At 43.0% G+C, this 19,586-nt stretch carries 19 protein-coding genes; 8 read left to right on the forward strand and 11 right to left on the reverse strand.

What is annotated here, in order from left to right; genetic code table 11:
* Positions 1–48 precede the first annotated feature (48 nt).
* From CSV67_RS17050 to CSV67_RS13755, 6 genes are all read right to left on the reverse strand, one after another.
* Positions 49–180, reverse strand: a complete 132-nt coding sequence (locus CSV67_RS17050) for a hypothetical protein (protein ID WP_255397364.1) — start codon at positions 178–180, stop codon at positions 49–51.
* Positions 177–647: a hypothetical protein gene (locus CSV67_RS13735; RefSeq protein WP_099632162.1), complete on the reverse strand. Its 471-nt coding sequence runs from the start codon at positions 645–647 to the stop codon at positions 177–179. The genes CSV67_RS17050 and CSV67_RS13735 overlap by 4 nt, the downstream gene beginning before the upstream one ends.
* On the reverse strand, positions 644–1,924 hold the full coding sequence (locus CSV67_RS13740; protein WP_158232947.1) for a replicative DNA helicase: 1,281 nt from the start codon (positions 1,922–1,924) through the stop codon (positions 644–646). Before CSV67_RS13740 ends, CSV67_RS13735 begins: the two co-directional genes overlap by 4 nt.
* A complete protein-coding gene (locus CSV67_RS13745) occupies positions 1,905–2,711 on the reverse strand; it encodes a conserved phage C-terminal domain-containing protein (RefSeq protein ID WP_158232948.1) in 807 nt (268 codons plus the stop codon). The genes CSV67_RS13740 and CSV67_RS13745 overlap by 20 nt, the downstream gene beginning before the upstream one ends.
* A 212-nt stretch (positions 2,712–2,923) precedes the next feature.
* Complete coding sequence (locus CSV67_RS13750; RefSeq protein ID WP_099632194.1) at positions 2,924–4,285, reverse strand: alkaline phosphatase; 1,362 nt, start codon at positions 4,283–4,285, stop codon at positions 2,924–2,926.
* 168 nt (positions 4,286–4,453) lie between these two features.
* Entirely contained in the window at positions 4,454–5,374 is a 921-nt protein-coding gene (locus tag CSV67_RS13755; RefSeq protein WP_099632165.1) for a DMT family transporter, read from the reverse strand.
* A 167-nt stretch (positions 5,375–5,541) separates the two neighbouring features.
* Between CSV67_RS13755 and CSV67_RS13760 the strand changes: the two genes are divergently transcribed.
* Complete coding sequence (locus tag CSV67_RS13760) at positions 5,542–5,967, forward strand: DUF1284 domain-containing protein (RefSeq protein ID WP_099632166.1); 426 nt, start codon at positions 5,542–5,544, stop codon at positions 5,965–5,967.
* Positions 5,968–6,068: 101 nt separating this feature from the next.
* Positions 6,069–7,349 carry an RNA polymerase factor sigma-54 gene (gene rpoN, locus CSV67_RS13765; protein ID WP_099632167.1) on the forward strand — a complete coding sequence of 427 codons (1,281 nt, stop codon included), beginning with the start codon at positions 6,069–6,071 and terminating at the stop codon, positions 7,347–7,349.
* 267 nt (positions 7,350–7,616) lie between these two features.
* On the opposite strand, the gene CSV67_RS13770 is transcribed toward rpoN, so the two are convergent.
* A complete protein-coding gene (locus CSV67_RS13770) occupies positions 7,617–8,870 on the reverse strand; it encodes an S-layer homology domain-containing protein (RefSeq protein WP_099632168.1) in 1,254 nt (417 codons plus the stop codon).
* A 457-nt stretch (positions 8,871–9,327) separates the two neighbouring features.
* Here CSV67_RS13770 and tatA point away from each other — a divergent pair, with 457 nt between their 5' ends.
* Both tatA and tatC read left to right on the forward strand, forming a co-directional pair.
* Entirely contained in the window at positions 9,328–9,549 is a 222-nt protein-coding gene (tatA, locus tag CSV67_RS13775) for a twin-arginine translocase TatA/TatE family subunit (RefSeq protein ID WP_199171356.1), read from the forward strand.
* Between the two features lie 8 nt (positions 9,550–9,557).
* Positions 9,558–10,466, forward strand: a complete 909-nt coding sequence (gene tatC / locus CSV67_RS13780) for a twin-arginine translocase subunit TatC (RefSeq protein ID WP_099632170.1) — start codon at positions 9,558–9,560, stop codon at positions 10,464–10,466.
* A gap of 79 nt (positions 10,467–10,545) precedes the next feature.
* Here tatC and CSV67_RS13785 read toward each other — a convergent pair whose 3' ends face one another.
* Positions 10,546–10,995, reverse strand: a complete 450-nt coding sequence (locus CSV67_RS13785) for a hypothetical protein (RefSeq protein ID WP_099632171.1) — start codon at positions 10,993–10,995, stop codon at positions 10,546–10,548.
* A 191-nt stretch (positions 10,996–11,186) separates the two neighbouring features.
* Between CSV67_RS13785 and CSV67_RS13790 the strand changes: the two genes are divergently transcribed.
* The 4 genes from CSV67_RS13790 to CSV67_RS13805 all read left to right on the forward strand — a co-directional run bounded on the left by CSV67_RS13790 (position 11,187) and on the right by CSV67_RS13805 (position 15,104).
* The gene (locus CSV67_RS13790) at positions 11,187–12,140 is read left to right on the forward strand and encodes an agmatinase family protein (protein ID WP_099632172.1); all 954 of its coding nucleotides are present in this window, start codon (positions 11,187–11,189) and stop codon (positions 12,138–12,140) included.
* A 107-nt stretch (positions 12,141–12,247) separates the two neighbouring features.
* A complete protein-coding gene (locus CSV67_RS13795; RefSeq protein ID WP_099632173.1) occupies positions 12,248–12,883 on the forward strand; it encodes a helix-turn-helix transcriptional regulator in 636 nt (211 codons plus the stop codon).
* Between the two features lie 51 nt (positions 12,884–12,934).
* The gene (locus tag CSV67_RS13800; protein ID WP_099632174.1) at positions 12,935–14,185 is read left to right on the forward strand and encodes an Nramp family divalent metal transporter; all 1,251 of its coding nucleotides are present in this window, start codon (positions 12,935–12,937) and stop codon (positions 14,183–14,185) included.
* Positions 14,186–14,603: 418 nt separating this feature from the next.
* Positions 14,604–15,104 (forward strand): hypothetical protein, encoded by a 501-nt coding sequence (locus CSV67_RS13805; protein ID WP_099632175.1) that lies wholly within the window; start codon positions 14,604–14,606, stop codon positions 15,102–15,104.
* A gap of 347 nt (positions 15,105–15,451) precedes the next feature.
* Here the strand turns inward: CSV67_RS13805 and CSV67_RS13810 are convergent, their stop codons facing one another.
* From CSV67_RS13810 to CSV67_RS13820, 3 genes are all read right to left on the reverse strand, one after another.
* Complete coding sequence (locus tag CSV67_RS13810) at positions 15,452–17,032, reverse strand: ABC transporter permease (protein WP_099632176.1); 1,581 nt, start codon at positions 17,030–17,032, stop codon at positions 15,452–15,454.
* Entirely contained in the window at positions 17,032–17,931 is a 900-nt protein-coding gene (locus CSV67_RS13815) for an ABC transporter ATP-binding protein (protein WP_099632177.1), read from the reverse strand. Before CSV67_RS13815 ends, CSV67_RS13810 begins: the two co-directional genes overlap by 1 nt.
* Before the next feature lie 139 nt (positions 17,932–18,070).
* Positions 18,071–19,552, reverse strand: coding sequence for an S-layer homology domain-containing protein (locus CSV67_RS13820; RefSeq protein WP_099632178.1), 1,482 nt, complete (start codon positions 19,550–19,552; stop codon positions 18,071–18,073).
* Positions 19,553–19,586 lie beyond the last annotated feature (34 nt).

Below are 19,586 nucleotides of genomic sequence, written 5' to 3' on the forward strand. Positions count from 1 at the left end.
GCTACGTCTTGGATGTTTCTCTATTTCCTATAATCTAGTAAATTTCCATCACCACTTGGCTATAATCCTTTCATACAATGCTTCCAACTCGTCATCCCCCATCCTCTCTACATAACTCATCGAATAATTCGAGCGCAAGCAAATTATCAAAACCAGCACTCCGCGTTCTTCCACTGTCATGCACCCACCTCCACCCGATACAACACACGCTCTCCTGCTTTTGCATGGCCCACATATGCGGGGTACGCAATGATCTCTTTCTTATGCTCATACAGGCATTCTTCGGCACCCGTTTCCATAAAGGTCATGCAGTTGATCATCAGTCGATCGGCTCGTGTGATTTTTGGTTGTTGTTCGCGAAATAATTCTTCATGTAGTCGGTAAGCATCCAATGAATGCTCTGCCAGATAAAAAGCGTACCACTCATCGGGGCCGTCCATGACAAATAGTTTCACTTTGCCGATATTCAAGTCGTTTTTCTCCATCAATCGCTTAATTTCCACTTCGTCGAATTCGATTGCTTGTAGTTTTTTACTGTCATCTTGGAATGTAACTTTATCTTTCTGTAAGGCCCAGTAGATGCTGTTGGCTAAGTGTGATAAGTCCATTTCTAGTGCGTAGTCGAACATGTCTTGAACGGTGATCATTTGTTTTCTCCCCTTTTATAGTAGTTTTCATCAAAGTTATATAGCTTGCCGGTTTCTTTGCTGTAAATGGTCTTGATCGTGCCGGTTGGTCCATTACGGTGTTTGGCAATATCGATTTCTAGTAGATTCGTTGGCGCTTTGTCTCTTTCGTAATAGTCCTCACGGTGGAGAAGCGCGATCACGTCGGCGTCTTGTTCAATATTTCCTGAGTCACGCAAGTCACTCATGACGGGATGTTTGTCATGCCGCATTTCAGACGCTCTTGATAGCTGCGATAAGACGACGACGGGACAGTCGAACTCTTTTGCCATCGCTTTTAATTCATTGCTGATCTGTCCGATTGCTACCGTTTGATTGTGTACATTGCCTTCAGGACGAATGATTTGTAAGTAATCGATGAATAAAATCGGTCGTTTCGTCGGATTGGTTTTGATGATATACCGAGCTTTTGCTTTGATTTCTCTGACGGTCATACCGCTTTTGTCGTTGATGTGAATCCCTCCACCGTTCAAGTGATTCAGCGTGGGTGTCCATCGATCTTTTTGTGGTTCGGTAAAATATTTATACGGGTCGCGCATTCGTAAACGATTGTATTCACCTGTCGATGCGATCATTCGATCAATCATTGTTTTACGATTCATTTCAAGCGAGAAGACGATTGGCATATGTCCATCTTTGCTGGCTTGCAGTGCCAAGTGATTGAGCACGTCCGTCTTTCCCATAGATGGCCGACCCGCGACGACGATGTACTCACAGTCTTGGAAGCCGTTCAGGATTTTATCCAAATCGATTAGTCCAGTCGATATGCCAGGCTTTGTTTGATCTGGCAAGAACGGTCTTTCAAATTGAGTGACTAGATATTCCGATAATATCGTCACCTCTCTGCCGTTATTCAGTTCATCCAGTTCTTCTAGGACATGCACTACGTCACCCCCGCTCCACTCATGCTCAATCGCTTGCTGTAATATCCGTGCCGTTTCTTGCTTTTTCCATTGGTCGATGATCATCTCTTCGTATTCATCAAAACGTACGACATTCGCAAATCGTTTGAGTCCATATACGTAATTGACTCCTCCTAGTTCGCTTGGCTCTCTCCTTGTCAGAACCGTGATATAGTCTACCGGTTTCCCTTCCTGCGCCAATTCCCGCATGACAGTATAAATAGTTTGATGGACATGCCCTTGGAAAAATCTCGCTTGCATGTGACTATCGAGAATTAAGTAATTTTCTTCAAACATCGAACCTAGTATACTTTTTTCAGCAAATTCGTAACTCATATGCATTCTCTCCCTTTTCAAAATCTAATGTTGGTGACGTATAGGCTTCCAATCCGATCGTTCGAGCCATTTCAGCTGGGGCTTCATTTAAATAATTTTCGAATTTCTCTGCTTTGAATAATGTTGATGGTTGCAAGTAATAGCGAAATTGCGGATGGTGGAGCCATTGAGCCACTTTCGTATCGATCACTAGTTTGAAATCATCCAGTGTGTAGCCTTCTTCGATACGCTCATGGAGAAGGTCCATCGTCGTATTCGTATTATGCTTGAATCGCTTGAACGCTTTTTCGTTTAGATAATCAATGACAGAAGAAATAGTGGCGAGATCTTTCTCGCTATATCTTTTTTTCTTTGTAGTCTGTTTAAGTTCTTTGGTTATTGCTGGGTGCAAAACGTTCTCCTCAGACAGACGTTTTTGTTCGACTCTATCGACCATTTCCGTCTGCTCGAATGGTACAAATTCGCCGCACGTCTGTGACAGCTTTTCGTAATCAATCCGATACCATTTTGTTCGATCCATCGGCATTTTATTGTACGCAGACGTAATGATCAGTTGGTCCGTTTCCAATTTTTTCACTAGCCTCTTGACCACATGCATCTTCCAACACGGAAATTCACGCGTCCACTCTTCATACGTGTTATACACCCATCTATGGCCTTCGTTGTGGTTTTTAGATATTTGCAATCGGTAGTGCAATTGCTGGAGAAACAGCGCTTCATTTACGCCAACTATTGCTGCAAACTCCGGTGAAAATGGGATTCGTACGTCTTGATTTTTTTGTTTCATTTCTCTGCGCCTCCTGTTCAGTTGTTTAATGATTTGCTCTTTCATACGTCATATAGACGAATTATTCAAAAAGGATACTGGTTTCTTATTTTTATTTTTACAAAGCTGATATTTGCACACAAAAAAAAGAAGTTACGGCTCGTTTTTGAGCTGTAACTTCTTTTTTGTAGTGATAAACCACAGATATTTCTCTAGAGTGTTGATCGCAAGACTTACTTCTTACCCGCAATAATTTCAAAGATGATATCCGCCTGATCCGTATTATCTAACAAACCTGTAAAACGCTCTTTGGATGGTCCATATGCATAAACCGGTACGTCTTCACCCGTATGTCCACCAGTTGTCCAACCCGTAAAAGAGCGTTTGTCGATGATCTGTTTGATGGCTGTTTCAATATCACTTGTCTCTGTACCTGCCGCTTGGATGGCTTCGATTTCATTCTTCTCTATTGGCAAACTTTCTTGATCGATATAGCGTTTCAATGTTTCTTCTACATCGTTACCGTTCGCCATTTCTTGCGCAATGAAGGCGGGCGTTCGTTTCACTGCTTTGATCGCATCCGCTGACCAATCATATATGTCATCTGCTCCAATGGAGAATCCTCCAGTTGAGTGATCCGCCGTCGCAACGACTAATGTGTGGGGGTCGCTTTTTGCAAACTCAATAGCTGCCTTGAATGCATTCTCGAAGTCTTCCATTTCACTCATCGCACCGACAATATCATTGTCATGTCCTGCCCAGTCGATTTGGCTTCCTTCCACCATGAGGAAAAATCCATCTTCGTTTTTTTTCAATCGCTCAATCGCCGCTACCGTCATTTCTTCCAGTGAAGGAGTTTCTGCCGAACGGTCAATCATTTTCGGCATGCCGCCATCTGCGAACAATCCCAGTATTTTGTCATTCTTATTGTTCAATAATTCTTCTCTTGTCGTGACGTATCCATATCCATCCAATTCGAATGAATGCGCATGGCTCAAATCTTCTCTGACAAAGTGTTTTTTTCCGCCACCTAGAAGAACATCGATCGTATGCTCACCATTGATGCGTTCATTGTAATAATCATCGGCGATCTCGTCCATATTCTTTCTGCTTTCATTATGGGCACCGTATGCGGCTGGAGTGGCATGTGTAATTTCAGAAGTAGCGACAAGGCCTGTCGATTTCCCTGCTTCTTTTGCAGCTTCAAGGACAGTTTGCACGCGCTCTTTCTTTTTATCCACTGCAATGGCGTTATTGTATGTTTTGACACCTGACGACATAGCCGTTGCTGCAGACGCTGAATCTGTAATCGACTCCTCGTCATCGTCAGGATATGTCATCTGTTGACCAACTAAATGTTGATCGAACTCGGTTAACTCGATCTCAGGGGTTTTCGGATCATCCTTGAAGTAACGATAAGCCGATGTATAGGAACTCCCCATGCCATCGCCAATCAAGAATATGATGTTCTTAACTTCCGGAGCGTCATCTTTTTTCACTTCGTCAGCTGAACTCGCTGAATAATTCCCCGTCCAGATGGCCCCACCTATTAAAGCAGCGGATAGCATGACGACGGGCACGATGGTCTTACTCATCTTCTTCACCAATAAACAACCTCCTGTATGTGTAATCAACTTTTACTCTACTGGAAGATTATTAATATACGAAGAAGGCTGTGTAAATGTTTGGTAAGGAAAGTGCTTTTTATATAGTGTTTCGTCGTTAAACTAGCGGATACTATTCCATACTTCACCATCTACTACCTACCCAACAGGAGGAATAGATTTATTTCGACTTCGTATAAACATCTCCAACGTTCCTGAGCCGAAGAGGACCCCTGCCACAATAAATACCAAACCGATAAAGTGAGCGGGGTAAATGGATTCGCCTAAAAATATACTTGCGCCTACTAGTGCGAAAAACGTATTGAAATTTAAAAAGATTGAAGCTCGTGCTGCACCGATGGTTTGAATGGCTGAATTATACGCCATGTGACCAACAGCGGTCGCGATGAGGGATGAGAATATGAAAACGGCCCATACTGTGGGGGTTCCTTTACCCAATTCCGCAAAGCCACCTGGTTCTTTTATAAGGGCGATGATGACTAAAAGGATGGAGCCGACCAACAACATGTATCCTGTCAGTAGTCTTGCATCCATAGTTCTAGAAGCTTTTTTAATGAGCATAAAGCTAATGGCTTGAGACAAAATCGATAAGAAGATTTCTACATCTCCGAATGACGTTTTGCCTACTGTTCCACTCCCTCCAAGCACGACGATACTTACGCCTATCCCTCCAAACAGAAAGCCCATGGCACGTACGCCTGTAATTTTTTCTTTCAAAATGAAAACAGCCAACGTCGCGGTCAATAGCGGTCCAAGTCCTAAAATCAGTCCTCCGTTAGCAGCACTCGTTCTAGAGAGCCCTTCCGCTAGAAAATAATGATGCATCACGACATTCGTCGCGGCACCCAAAACGATATATAGCCATTCCCTATTTCTAGGCAAGCGAATTTTCTTAAGGAAGAATAAGATGATAAATACTAAAACGGCTGCGGACATAATACGCATAGACGTCATAGTAATCGGATCGAAATAGGTCACAAGATACTTGAGAGCGGAAACGTTCATTCCCCATGTGAACATGACGAGTACCAATGTGATAATGACTTTTAGATCTTTCATAGTTCACTAGCCCTCTCTGCAGATTATTTTCGTATTGGGCTAATTATAGAAGCTACATCCATAATGTCAATGCCGCCAAACTTTCACTTCCCTCCCGCACATGATTATGTATATACTGAATAATAAAAGTAGTTAACAAACTTACATCTCAGAAAAGGCGGGTTTCGATGATTAAATTACGCGGACACCATATCTTTTGTTTGCTTGGGTACCGGGGAATGGGCTATTCGGAAGAGTACACCGCAAATATGACGAAAATCCACGACGTGTTACGGGAGCGGCCCGATACGTTGATTCAGATCATAAAAGGACCCGATTCTTTATGCGCAAAGTTTCCCAAAGGGCAACCGTATCATTGTGAAGATGACGGGATTTATGAACGCGATTCGGTGATTTTACATTCGCTTGGATTGAAAGTCAGCGATGTACTACCTTGGCGTGAGGTCGAAAGAAGGATTCGGCTACATGTCGTGCCGGATGATATTGTCGTAATATGTGAGACGTGTTCTTGGCGTTCGTACGGGTATTGCCAGGAAGGTGTCGAGGATATGCTAGAGTTAAGAGGTTTGCGGGAAGTTCTTCACAATAAATAATTTCCTTAGAGCAATAGTCCAAGTCGAAATAGCATGATATGATAAGTACATAGATATGAAAGCGTATTCATACACTTTCATTATACGAGGAGGAGATTTCAATGAATATGTCTCTCCAGCAAAAACAAGAACTCGGCTTGCGCATGACTACTGAACTTCGGCAAGCGATCGAGCTATTGCAGTTATCAACTTATGATCTAGAACTATATATACGGGAAAAAGAGTTGGAAAACCCCGTGATCGAGATACAGGAAGCTGAAAGAACGGATTCATTCCAAGAACGACAGTCCACAAATTATTCCAGTCAGGAAACTCATTCAACAGAATGGGTGAAGCAGCAAGAAGTCAGTAAGCGTGACCAAATGCTTCGCCAAGTCGAAATCGATTTCGAAGATGTCGAGACGAAGCAATTACTTAAGACGTTGATTCATAACTTGGATGATAATGGCTATCTATGTGCAGAGATGCAGTCTATAGAAAATGTAGAGACAGGTATTGAATTACTGCAACAAATCGGTCCGCCTGGCATAGGTTCTCGGACACTGCAGGAATGTTTGTTGCTACAAGTGAAAAGTTGCGATGAGTATCCCGCTTTAATGGAAACGTTCATATCGAAGTATTTGCCCTATGTGGCCGAACGTAAATGGGCAGATATCGCAAAAGGTATGAATATTACGCTGGCTCAGGTAAACGAATTGCATGAATTTCTGCTGACGCTGCATCCAAGACCTTGTCCAGAGCTTGGTAACAGTGAAACAGAATTTATGATGCCTGATGTGAACGTAGAGGAAAAAGACGGAAAATTGTCATTTCATTTGAACGATCGGGATCTCCCGAAAATTGGTCTGCGCAGGGAGTATGTATCTTCACTTACAGGTACATCCGATCTGTCTTCCTATTTGCGCAATTACCATAAACAAGCGCAATGGCTGCTAACGAGCATCGAACAGCGACGCAATACGATCATTCGCATTGTCACGGATCTTCTCGAAAAACAGGACGCATTTTTTCGCCATGGAAGGAAAGCCTTGCAACCCATGACGATGAAAGATGTGGCGGACAGTATTGAAATGCACGAGTCGACAGTTAGCCGTGCGGTGTCCAATAAAGTGATCCAAACACCTGCAGGCACGTTCGAAATGCGTTCTTTATTCACTTCCAAACTGGCCGCACAGGATGGAGACAGTGTGTCGCCGTCCGCTGTCAAAACTTCCATTCAGTCACTGATTACACATGAGGATAAACGGAAACCGTTATCTGATCAAAAGATTGTGGATTTGCTCTTAGAACAACAAGGGATCACTATTTCGCGCCGGACGGTCAGCAAGTACCGGGAAGAACTTCACATCCCGTCGTCTAGTAAACGAAAATCCATTTTATAAGCCGTATTCCTTCATCTTCAGTCATGTTCTTTATTTTTAGAATGTTCCCTCTTCACTTGTATTGTTACAGTAATTCAATGAGCCATAGCTAGACAAACAATACATCCAACATTATGAAAAGACGTTATAACATTCTTGTGTATCAGTCTCCAATTAAAAAGCAGCATACCCCCAGTCGAAACTAGACAGGGGGTATGCTGCTTTTTGCTTTGTCTGTACTTATTCCTACGATGCCCGCTCCAAAATCTTAATCGCACGTTCCTTTATTCAATTCACAAACGATGTGAAGCCATCGGAAGAATTGAATTTCACTTTGAAGCGTCCATAATCTGAATCCAGATTAAATGTATATTGGTCAAATGTGTACTTCGCATCTGTTACCGGATCCAATTCAATTTGCTGGGTAGTTGTAACATATTTAGCCACCATATTTTTATGTCCATAGGATGTAAACTCGGCTTCCAAAACTTTTTTGGCTTCATTAATTGTCAGCTGGAAGTTCTTCGTACCAACCTTCGTATACTTTAACGAATTCATCTTCCATTTATTATCTTGTTTTTTAAATTGATAGGCCACAAATCCGCCAACAGAATAGCCATTTTGGAATTCCACCGTGTTTACATTCAGTGTATTGGAATCGGGCTGTGTAAACTCGAACCGTACCAATGGCTCATTATTAATGTATGGCAAGACGTTAGTATAGCAGTCCAGGCATTTAGGATCGTAGTAACCTTTCAGATCCCCGTCTACAAACGCTTTTGTTGCATTCATACGTAGCGTAGACTCTATATCCAAATATCTCCATTGATACATCCGCGCATCACGCATAGTCTTCTCAAGTTCAAATGTTCTGCGATTGACGAGATCCCATGCTTTACCTTTTGTCACTTTATCTGTCGCCGGACGAGCTTCCTTCACCTTGATAGCTGCGTATAAGAACTGTGCATAGTGCGCGCGCGTAACAGGTTCATTCGGTTTAAATTCACCTTCAGGATAACCGTTCGCAACTCCACTAGCTTTTAGCGCATTGGCATGTGTGTAGCCCCAGTGGTCAATATACACATCATAAAATGAATTTTGTTTCGTCATATACAAATCAAACGCGATATCGAGAACTTTCGCCATTTGAATCCGTGTAATCGGTGCGTCCGGATTGAAGTAGCCATCTGTTCCGCCACTGAAAATGCCAGCTGCGGTCAACTTCATGATTGGGCCATAGTACGGGTGACTTTTCGGTACATCATGGTACGTGACGGTGCTGTTTGCTTGCGGTAACTTCAGTGCCTGATCTAGTAACTTTGCCACGTGTTTACGTGAAATCATCTCTTGTGGTCGGAATGTGCCGTCTGTATAGCCGGCTATGAAACCCTTATCCTGTAAATAGTGGATCGCTTCATAGTTCGGGTGATTTTTCGACACATCCTTGAATTCTTTTGTTGCTGCTTGCGTGGAACCAAATGATACAAATGAAAGCATAACGAGCAATATCGTCCAAACGAAAATCCGACTCATCTTGTTCATACTCTTTCCTCCTCAGTGAATTATTTTGTCGGCTGTAGGTTACTTGTTATTAGTATTCTACCAAGTTTCAAATGATTCGTATATACTTAATTTCAAAATATTGCAAATAATTTAATATCTTCATTCATTCTGCCTTATTTCAAGCTTTTGTCATAGTGAAAATGACATTTGACCTATCATATGAAGTCTGTTAGCATGAAAAGATTGTTATCCTTTCGACAAACTTCGATGATATGTAAGACTACAATGAATACGTTCATAGTTCTAAGTCTATTGGTAGAACAATTTATCATGTTACGGGGGATAATTTCGACTATAGCGGTCTAGACTTCATTAACGTACAAAACTTATTTGTTGTGAGTGTTAGCAATTTCACTCATAATAGTGGATACAACAATACTGCAACAGTCGGTGCACTTGCCTCTCGTATAAATTAAGTAGGAAGGATGGATGGATTATGAATTTAGCAGCAATCGGTGTACCAGGGCTCATCATTATCCTTGTAATTATTTTGATACTTTTCGGACCTCGTAAATTGCCTGAAGTCGGCTCAGCAGTCGGTAAAACTTTGGCAGAGTTCAAAAAAGCTACAAAAGATATTATGGGCGATGATGAAGAGAAAACAACTAGTACTACACAAAAGACAATAGAAACAGACAAAAAAGATATAAATAAGTAGGTGACAAGATGGATCCGTATAGTGATCAAAACTCAAAAAACCAAAGCCCGTCAGACAAAAAAGCAAAAGATGAAGAAACCGCGCTACCCGTTCACTCTGCGGAGACTTCTTCCACTGAACGGGCTGTACCAGAAGAATTAAAACCAGAACCACAGCCGGAAGAACCAAGAATGCCGCCTCCAGAGCCATCTGAAGATGAAAAGAAGGAGACAGATCCTGCGCTAATCGAACATCTCACGGATCTTCGGAAGCAGCTCATCAAAAGTGTCGTCGTATTCCTGGTTTTCTTCATTGCCGTATTCAGCACCATCAATCTATGGTTCCCATACGTTACACGGGGCTATAAGCTGATCGTTTTGAGTCCGCTTGAAGTCATTTCATTCTATACGACGATTTCCGCCGCGATGGCATTTGGATTATCCGTCCCGTTCGTCTGTCATTTCCTCTGGCAGTTCGTCAAACCGGGTCTGACGCAGAAAGAAGGACGTTTCCTAAGCCTCTACTCCCCTGCAATTCTGATCCTGTTCGTCGGTGGTCTGGCATTCGGTTACTACGTGGTCAATCCGCTAAGCTATAACTTCTTAGTGAAGCTCGGAAAAATAAATTTCGATGTCATGATCACAGCAAAGGAATACGCACGTTTCCTATTAATGACTACCATGCCGATTGGCTTGCTGTTTGAGCTCCCGATCGTCGCACTATTCCTGTCCGCTATCGGTATTCTGACATCTGAAACTATGAAAAAAGTGAGAAAGTGGTCGTATGTGATACTCGCAGTTGTATCCGCATTGATCACGCCCCCTGATTTCTTAAGTCAGTTGATCATTCTCATTCCGATGATTGCTTTGTATGAAGCGAGTATTTTCATTGTCATGAAAACTGAAAAACGACTGGTACCTGAAGCAGAGGCATCGTAAAGACTAGAAAAAAGCGTTCCACTTGTAAAGTGGGACGCTTTTTTTGCGTGGGGAATGTATTTAATGACGCGGTCGCTTACTAATTCGAGCAAGCTGCTCTATGCCGGGCGTTAAACGCTCTATGCCAAGCGCTATCCGCTCTATCCGTCACGCCTAACGCTCTATGTCCAACGCTATCCGCTCTATCCGCCACGCCTACCGCTCTATGTCCAGCGTCTAACGCTCTATCCGCCACGCCTACCGCTCTATGTCCAACGCTAAACGCTCTATCCGCCACGTCTAACGCTCTATGTCCAACGCTATCCGCTCTATCCACCACGTCTAACGCTCTATGTCCAACGCTATCCGCTCTATCCGCCACGCCTAACGCTCTATGTCCAGCGTCAAACGCTCTATCCACCACGTCTAACGCTCTATGTCCAACGCTATCCGCTCTATCCGCCACGCCTACCGCTCTATGTCCAGCGTTAAACGCTCTATCCGCCACGCCTACCGCTCTATGTCCAGCGTCAAACGCTCTATCCGCCACGCCTACTGCTCTATACCCAACGCTATCCGCTCAAAATCCCCCGCCAACCGCTCAATACCCACCTCCTCCCCATCAAAAAACTACAATTATTCCCCCTCATGATTTAATTTATTTAAAACTATTTGACAATTAGTCAAATCGGTTTTATTATTAGTACAAGTTCTTTAAAAAAATTAAAGGTGGTTATTCATATGACAGAGATGATCTACGGCAATACTCCATGTATGTTGGGGGCTAAAAATATATCAGCAACAAAAGATTTTTCGGATGTAGACGCGATTGTATACGGTGTTCCTTGGGAAGGCGCGGTTACATGGGGAGATTACACAGGTTGCGAACTCGGTCCAAAAGTAATGCGCTTATGTTCTGCACGCTACTCGGGTTACCTTCCTGAAATCAACGACATGGATGTTTTCGAAAACGTCAAACTAGGTGATATGGGAGATGTCGACGTCGTGCCTTCTGATGTAGATGAAACAATGAAGCGCATCACCAACTTCACTTCGGAATTATGGAAATCAGGCAAGTTCGTCATCGGTCTTGGCGGCGATCACGGTATTACGTACCCTATCGTGAAAGCGATTGCAGAGCAAGATAAAAAGGTTGGAATCATTCATATGGATGCACACTATGACAACCTTCCATCACATAACGGTGACGAGTTCGCTCGTTGTAGCCCATTTGCTCGTTTGTATGAACAAGAAGGCGTACGCAACGAAAGCATTATCCATACAGGGATCCACGGCCCTCGCAATAAACCCGAAAGCGGACGCAATGCGAAAGCTGCTGGTGCAGTGACTATTACGGTCAATGAAATCCGTGGCCATAAAGATTTAAAAGAGATGGCTAAAGAAATCTATGCACAGGCGTCAAAAGATGTAGATTGTGTATACTTGACGATTTGTAGTGATGTGTTGGACTTCGCATTCAATCCAGGCGGTCCAGTAGACGGAAATGGCTTAACTTCTTATGAATTACTAACATTGGTACATGAAATTTGTAAACTAGGCGTAATCGGTATGGATTTCGTGGAAATTTATCCGCAGCAAGATCCTAATCAATTTTCTGCTCACTTTGCTTCTACGTTGATCCTATATGCACTAGCAGGAAACATTCTTCATAATCAACAAAAAGAAGGAAAATGAGCTACTACTTCTCAGACTACTAAACCTTTCGATTGAAAATAGTCGATTTTTCCAACTTTATATAGGAAAATAAGGAAAAGTAATAAAACTGAGGAGTGTTAGAAGTTATGAATCCAAACCAATTGATTTTCGATTCTTATATACGAATGGCTGATGCCATATATAGTGTGTTCAATGTGAGTTGCGAAGTGGTGATCCATGACGTGACGAAAGTAGAATCTTCTTTAATTTATTTAAAAGGTGATGTCACGGGCAGATCGGTTGGTGCCCCTACTACGGAAGTCATTTTGAGAGAACTGAAGAAGAAGCATGAGGATATTAAAGATCTGAATGGCATCATCACGAATACGACGCGTGGAAAGATGATCAAGACTTCCATTGTTTTCATTCGAGATATGGATGGCAAAGTGATTGGTTTCCTTGGTATCAATTTGGATATTACGGAAATCAATCGTTTACACCATGTGCTAGAAGAAATGATTCGACCGGATACGAGCTACGACGGGCAGCATTTTGATGAAACGTATGCGACTCATATCGATGAAGTGTTCGACAACATCACCAAAAGCACAATAGTGGAGCTTGGAATCGATGTGGAAAACTTGAAGCGTAAGGACCGAATTACTTTTGTGCGGCAGTTGGAAAGTAAAGGGATCTTTCTAATTCAAGGATCAGCTGATCGAATTGCAGAATTATTAGGTGTATCCAAACAAACCATTTATAACTCACTCGAGGAAAAGTGACTTTTCTTTTCCTCGCCTATACAGTGAGGACACGTAAGGGAGGAAAAGAAGATGGTCGCTAACGTACCCGCTACACAGCAAGCTAAGAAAAAAGGGCTATTATCAAAGATAAAATCGATGGGACCAGGAGCCATTATTACGGCTTCATTCATAGGTCCAGGTACTGTCACTACCGCCACTCGTGCAGGTGCTGGATTTGGTTACGCCATTCTATGGGCAGTAGTCTTCTCTATTATCGCAACCATCGTTCTTCAGGAAATGTCTGCACGACTTGGTGTCGTGTCAAAAAAGGGATTGGGCGAAGCGATACACGACCAATTTAAACAGCCTTTACTGAAATTCGCTTCTATATGGCTCGTCATTATATCGATCGGCGTTGGCTGTGCTGCGTATATTTCGGGAGATTTGATGGGAACATCCCTTGGTGTCTCTACATTGACGAATATTCCAGCACATATTGTAAGCCCTTTCATTGGCATAGCGATTCTGTTTCTCGGATTGTCAGGTAGTTATAAATTAATCGAAAAGTTAATGATTTTCCTAGTCATCGTCATGAGTGTGACGTTCATTACGACTATGATTGTCGTAAAACCTGATCTCGGCGCGGTATTTGCGGGAGCATTTATCCCAAGTGTACCAACTGGTTCGATCATTATTATTATCGCACTGGTCGGAACCACAGTCGTTCCATACAACTTCTTCATCCACTCTTCTATGGTGCAAGAACGTTGGACGCAAGTAAGTGACTTGAAGGAAGCAAGATGGGACACGATCATTTCGATTTGTGTCGGTGGATTAATCACTGCTGCCGTGTTAATCACAGCTGCCTCTACGATGATGGGCATGGAAGTAACGAGTGTTGCGGATCTGTCCGTCCAATTGGAACCTTTATTCGGTTCATGGGCAAAAGTATTTATCGCGATCGGCATTTTCGCAGCAGGCTTCTCCTCCGCTATCGCAAGTCCACTTGGTGCAGCAGTTGCAATCAGCAGTGTGCTGAAGTGGGAAGGCGGAATGAAGAATAAAAAGTTCAAAATGGTATTCTCCGGTGTAATTATCATCGGTATTATCACATCCGCAATTGGCTTCAGCCCACTTGACGTATTGCTTGCAGCACAAGCGTTGAATGGTATTTTGCTTCCGATTGTTGCGGTATACTTGTTTATCATCATGAATAATAAACAATTACTCGGTGATCAGCGCAACTCCACTTTACTCAATATCATTGGAGCGATCGTTATCTTGATTGCAATTTTCCTCGGTGGGTATAGTGTAGTTGATGCAGTTCAAATGTATTTGTAAGAATGATTGTATAGGAAAAAGCGTTCCATTATAAAAGTAACGGGTTCAGTTAATGGGGAGAAAACTATAAAAAACATAGCATTTGGGGACACAATTCGCATATGAATTGGTGTCCCCATTTTTGTTGTTATATCAACGTTTAGATGATTTATATAGACGAACCGGAACAGCAATTAGCACTGGTATTAGCGAAGGCACATAAATTTATGTGCCTTCGCTAATACACTTGTGAAAATACTTGCAGATTAGATATTGGAAAGAAAATTATAGAAGGAAGATAAGAAATTTACGTTAAAATACATTGAAGATTATGGAACGATGTTCTTCAACTAACGGGGTAGTTTAGTTCAAGAAGGTGGTAGACTAAATGATATAATTAAAAATGACAGAAAATACTGTATCTTGAGGGAGTGATTTTATGAGAAGAATAACTATGATGTTAACTTTATTAAGTATGTTGTTTTTTGTTGTGGGTTGTACATCAGATAAAGCAGTAGATAGTAAGACAGTTTTACCTGATGATATTCCAAATTTTGTTCAAGAAAGTGATTTGGAAACAATCAATTGGGAAAGAAAAGCCGTTGAATTTGGTGACAGAGGAATTATTGGAAATGAAAACAAATCAGGTGTTATAGGTGCGGATATGCCAAGTTTAAGCAGTCAAAAGTGGATGTGGCACCTTTGGGGAATTGAGAATCCCGTGGCAACCAAACTAACGGTCGTTGGTCTTCACAAAGAAACGGGAACTGTCCATCAAATTCTGACAACAGGTTGGACTACAAACCTTTCAGGAGAGAATAATGGGGCAAATGCACACGCACCTTCAAATGTGAAGATTCCAAAGGCAGGAGAATGGGCAATTTTGCTTTATACCGACGAAAAATTATTTGATGTTTTAGTTTATGAAATTAAAGAATAAATAAAGAAAGATTTGTGTAAGCACCCTATTGAGCTAACGGGTAGCTTTAGTTCAATAAGGATAGTAGAATATTACGCTAAAAAGCGCTCGTAAATCTGAGCGCTTTTACTTGTTTGTATATGGCTATTTCACTGTTGAAATGTATGCTGATTAACTTGTTATTTGCGTTGATAATTACACTTTTCACCCCATCAACCGAACTCATTACTATAAAAGTGAAACGCTTTTTAAATTGGTTTTATGGACGGACTACTATGCAATGATTCTAGTATAGAACTAGAGCCCTCGCTAAACGTAACAGGAGCAGGCATACATGAACGTACATTTCATGACGAATAGACCCACCTCTATCCTTCTATGTCTCGATTATTATACCGATTCATACCGAAAATAAGCAAAATAACCGCCACCGCTAGTAACCCACCAGCAGACAGCCAGTTCATGTCCTCTATCGGCAACTTGGAAACAAAGCCGAACGGTGAAAGTTTTTCCATCCAATTAGGAAACTGGAATAAGCCACCTAAATATAGCGTAAGGAATCCGTAAAATAAATAGAGCCAAACGAAGCCTGTCGCTTTTTGTGCGACGCCAATCAAACATATGCTGATCGCAATCATCATAACCAGCGCCGGAAAATGAACGATGCTAGCTTGCCATACCATCGGGAACGTGAATGGATCTTCCATTGACGTAGTGCCCGCTAACCATAAACCGAGTGCCGAGAAGCTCAACATCAGAAATCCAGTGAACAACGCCAACACCAAATAGGAAACGAGTAATTTTTTTCGCGAAACAGCCCGCCCTAGCAAATGTTCTACGCGTGACTTCCGCTCCTCTCCTACTACTTTATGGATAGAAAGCAATGCGGGAATCGTGCTAATAAATGCAAGTACCGCCATCAGCGTCGGCAGGAATTGCGCAGTCAATGAACTATTTTCATCTGCTACAATCATCGAAGCGAGCAGGTCATTTTCTTGAAAAAATGAATCCAAATCTCCGAGGACCGAACCATAAGACAACCCGAGCACGAACATGCCAATTGACCAGGAAATGAACGCAGTTCTTTGCAGTCGCCAAGCGAGCCCAATCGGATGACGCAATAAAATCGAAGCATGCGCACGGCCGCTTCTCGAAGGAAGAAAGCCTGAGCCGATATCGCGTTTGCCTTGAAGAACGACTGCCAGCACGAACCATAAAATACTTGTGCCTATCAATCCCACTACAGGCACCCAGTTATTATCGCTGTACGGCTGAACTTGCGTAAGCCAGCCAAACGGTGGAATCCACTCCGTAACCGACCGTATTACATAACAGCTGATCATGATGGTAAATGAGAGCCCCACTGCCCCCCGCGAACTTTCCGAGAGTTGCGCGCAAACCGCTGTAACACCTGCAAAAAATAAGCCGATTGCACCGAGCGACGCACCGTAAATAAGCGATCCAGACAGCCCCATACTTTCAAATGAAAGACTATATAAGCCTATACCGATTAGCGATGCTAGTAGCGAATTGACGCCGAACAGCGTAAACATCGAAGCCAACAGTTGCGAATGCCGCGCAATCGGCAACGAACGTAGTAATTCCGCCTGCCCATCTTCTTCCTCTGCCCGCGTATGACGTACCATTAATAAACAATTCATGATAGCGACTGCGATGGCGGTCATCAACAGCATCTGATGCGAGACCATGGCGCCTAGTGTATAATTCGCCAAATCTCCAGGACCTACCATCGCCTCCATCGCGGGATTTTTCATCGTTTCTGCCATAATATTGCGATCTTGCTCGGTTGGATATAATTCATTGAAAGCCGGTGGCACGATAAGCGTCATGCCGATAATGCCAACGAGCCACCACAAATAACGCATGCGATCTTGCCGGATAATGAATCGGGATAGACGGAGAACACCTGAAAACGGGACCCCCTTCATCACACTTCCCTACTTTCCGTAGTTTCTTCATAATGCCGCATGAACAGATCTTCCAGCGTGGGTGACGCACTTTCAATTTTTCGTATACCGTGCGCGCTTAGTTTTTGCATAATCGCTTCCATTTCATCTGCATCCGCATGAAATGTCCAGCCCGATTCCGTTGGCACGACATCATGGACACCTTGCCACGAAACAAGCGACTCAATCGGATTTCGCGTCGCCACCGTCAGCTGCATCCGCGTCAAATGCCGTAGTTCATTCAACGTACCGCACTCGATCAGACGCCCTTGTCGGATAATGCCTACGCGGTCACATAGCTTCTCGACTTCCGATAAAATATGACTCGATAGCAACACCGTCTTCCCTTCAGCCTTCACTTCCTCCACACATTGCTGAAACACTTTTTCCATTAACGGGTCGAGTCCAGAGGTCGGTTCGTCTAGCAAAAACAATTCTGCATCGGAGGCAAATGCCGCCACCAAAGCAACTTTCTGTCGATTCCCCTTCGAATACGTTCGGCACTTCTTCGTCGGATCTAGCTGAAAACGCATAAGTAATTGTTCACGTTTTTGTTCATTAATCTTCCCTTGTAAGCTCGCGAATAAATCAATGACTTCACCGCCCGTCAACTGCGGCCACAAATTTACGTCCCCTGGTACATACGCTACACGTCGATGAATGTCCACTGCATCTCGCCACACGTCTTTGCCGAAAATCGTCGCGGTTCCGTTTGTCGTACGAAGCATGCCAAGCAGCACCCGAATGGCTGTCGACTTCCCTGCCCCATTTGGTCCGATGAAACCGAACACTTCACCGCTCTTCACTGCTAGATCCAGTCCATCCAACGCCTGATGCTTGCCGAAAACTTTCGTCACATGGTTCATCTCAATCACATTCATCTACACGCCCTCCTTTAGTTTGTGTCAGAGTTTGTTAGTAGTTTCAGTGTAGCATAGGACAATACTGCTCGGGATATTTTTTGCAAAATTGAAAAAAGCAGACACGTAATGCATGTCTGCTTTGCTCAATCCTATTTAATTAATTAAAAATCATATCGTCTTCTTCACTAACCGTTGCATCTACATGCAGATAAGCGCCTAGTTGACGGACTTTCACTGTGATGCCGTAGTAAACTCTATGATTTCCCTGCGACACGCCCTTGGCTTCCGGGAAGTCGACAAAGAATTCTCCTGGTTTCTTCGGTGTGATACGGAACACATTCGTCCCCGGATCTCTTGTCACTGTCGCAATCTGTTCACTTCCTTTAGGCAGCACGTGCTTGCCCAATTTAGCGCCCTCCCAAATGCTCAGCACCTCTTCCGATTTGATCGGCGTGACATGGATGTAATAATAAAATTGTTCTTTAATTTCAGTTGATGAGACATAATAACGTACAATCTTGCCATCCGCATACGTAACCGTCGCAATAAATTCGCCCGGCTGATCCAGTTCGATGACATGACAATATTGTTGCAACTGATTTTCGCATCGCTTAAACTCTACCCGATCATTCACCAGTTTTCCCGCTGCTGTCGAAAGGGAAATCGATGTAGCATCTATGAACGGTTCGTTATTTTCTCTTCTTTCATAATGTTTCCACAGCACGACAGGTGTGGAATAAATGTCTTCAGTCTCTTCCAATGAAATATCCCATGCACCATTCACTTTTTTGACATGCACATAGTATTTTCTATAACTTTTATCGGATGTATCAGATGAAGCTACCCCTGAAAAAGTCAGTGTAGCTGTTCCTTCTTCCTTTGGAACAATATGAATCTTCGTTTGCAAATTGACTTGACTTGGGATTTCACTGTCTGCCACGACGTCGAATACATTCGAGTTCGTTTTGCTGACATTATTGAATCTCTTCCATTTAAAATCTTTCGCATGCATCGTTAGAATTCCAGGCTTCACATCTTCCGCCGCTTTTAGTAATTTCGCTGCTTGGCCTCTTGTAATAGTGGCGTTTGGACTAAATGTCGTAGGAGATGTACCAGTTGTCAGCCCGAGTTGATACAAACTATAAATTCCATCTCTGTGGCCATTTTTATGCACAACGTCTTTAAATCCATAATCGGGATCACGATATAGTGGTAATTCAAACGCTTTGATGATAATCGAAGCCATTTGCGCGCGCGTAATCGAATCGTTTGGTCCGAATCGCCCGTCTCCATAACCGTTGATGACTCCTTTTTCCGCCAGTACCGCAATCGCTTTATAGTAGCCATTTGCAGTCGACACGTCTTTGAATTTTGGATCTTTTATATTCGTAGTAGAAAGCTTCGTCATCTTCACGATAATGGCAGCTGCCTGCCCTCTCGTGATAGAGTCGTTCGGACGGAATGTACCGTCTGGATAGCCTCCAATTATATTACGTGACGCCAAGTCATTAACTGCTTCCGCGAAATGCTTCGAATCTGGAACATCCGGAAAACCCGAATTGCCTGCCGCTGCGCTTGATACAGGTACACTACATGCTAGCAAAATCGCACCGAGTACCGCTATGATTTTATTCTTCATTCGACTTCATCCTCTCCCTAATCTAGTAGTATGC

The organism is Sporosarcina sp. P2, assembly GCF_002743255.1.
In the GTDB taxonomy this organism is placed as follows: domain Bacteria; phylum Bacillota; class Bacilli; order Bacillales_A; family Planococcaceae; genus Sporosarcina.

Coding starts and splice junctions, on each gene's coding strand:
- CSV67_RS13790 (WP_099632172.1), top strand. CDS start 11,187: ATGACAGAGATGATCTACGGCAATACTCCATGTATGTTGGGGGCTAAA.
- CSV67_RS13805 (WP_099632175.1), top strand. CDS start 14,604: ATGAGAAGAATAACTATGATGTTAACTTTATTAAGTATGTTGTTTTTT.
- CSV67_RS13770 (WP_099632168.1), bottom strand. CDS start 8,870: ATGAACAAGATGAGTCGGATTTTCGTTTGGACGATATTGCTCGTTATG.
- tatC (WP_099632170.1), top strand. CDS start 9,558: ATGGATCCGTATAGTGATCAAAACTCAAAAAACCAAAGCCCGTCAGAC.
- CSV67_RS13820 (WP_099632178.1), bottom strand. CDS start 19,552: ATGAAGAATAAAATCATAGCGGTACTCGGTGCGATTTTGCTAGCATGT.
- CSV67_RS13745 (WP_158232948.1), bottom strand. CDS start 2,711: ATGAAACAAAAAAATCAAGACGTACGAATCCCATTTTCACCGGAGTTT.
- rpoN (WP_099632167.1), top strand. CDS start 6,069: ATGAATATGTCTCTCCAGCAAAAACAAGAACTCGGCTTGCGCATGACT.
- CSV67_RS13755 (WP_099632165.1), bottom strand. CDS start 5,374: ATGAAAGATCTAAAAGTCATTATCACATTGGTACTCGTCATGTTCACA.
- CSV67_RS13795 (WP_099632173.1), top strand. CDS start 12,248: ATGAATCCAAACCAATTGATTTTCGATTCTTATATACGAATGGCTGAT.
- CSV67_RS13810 (WP_099632176.1), bottom strand. CDS start 17,032: ATGAAGGGGGTCCCGTTTTCAGGTGTTCTCCGTCTATCCCGATTCATT.
- CSV67_RS17050 (WP_255397364.1), bottom strand. CDS start 180: ATGACAGTGGAAGAACGCGGAGTGCTGGTTTTGATAATTTGCTTGCGC.
- tatA (WP_199171356.1), top strand. CDS start 9,328: ATGAATTTAGCAGCAATCGGTGTACCAGGGCTCATCATTATCCTTGTA.
- CSV67_RS13740 (WP_158232947.1), bottom strand. CDS start 1,924: ATGAGTTACGAATTTGCTGAAAAAAGTATACTAGGTTCGATGTTTGAA.
- CSV67_RS13800 (WP_099632174.1), top strand. CDS start 12,935: ATGGTCGCTAACGTACCCGCTACACAGCAAGCTAAGAAAAAAGGGCTA.
- CSV67_RS13750 (WP_099632194.1), bottom strand. CDS start 4,285: ATGAGTAAGACCATCGTGCCCGTCGTCATGCTATCCGCTGCTTTAATA.
- CSV67_RS13760 (WP_099632166.1), top strand. CDS start 5,542: ATGATTAAATTACGCGGACACCATATCTTTTGTTTGCTTGGGTACCGG.
- CSV67_RS13735 (WP_099632162.1), bottom strand. CDS start 647: ATGATCACCGTTCAAGACATGTTCGACTACGCACTAGAAATGGACTTA.
- CSV67_RS13815 (WP_099632177.1), bottom strand. CDS start 17,931: ATGAATGTGATTGAGATGAACCATGTGACGAAAGTTTTCGGCAAGCAT.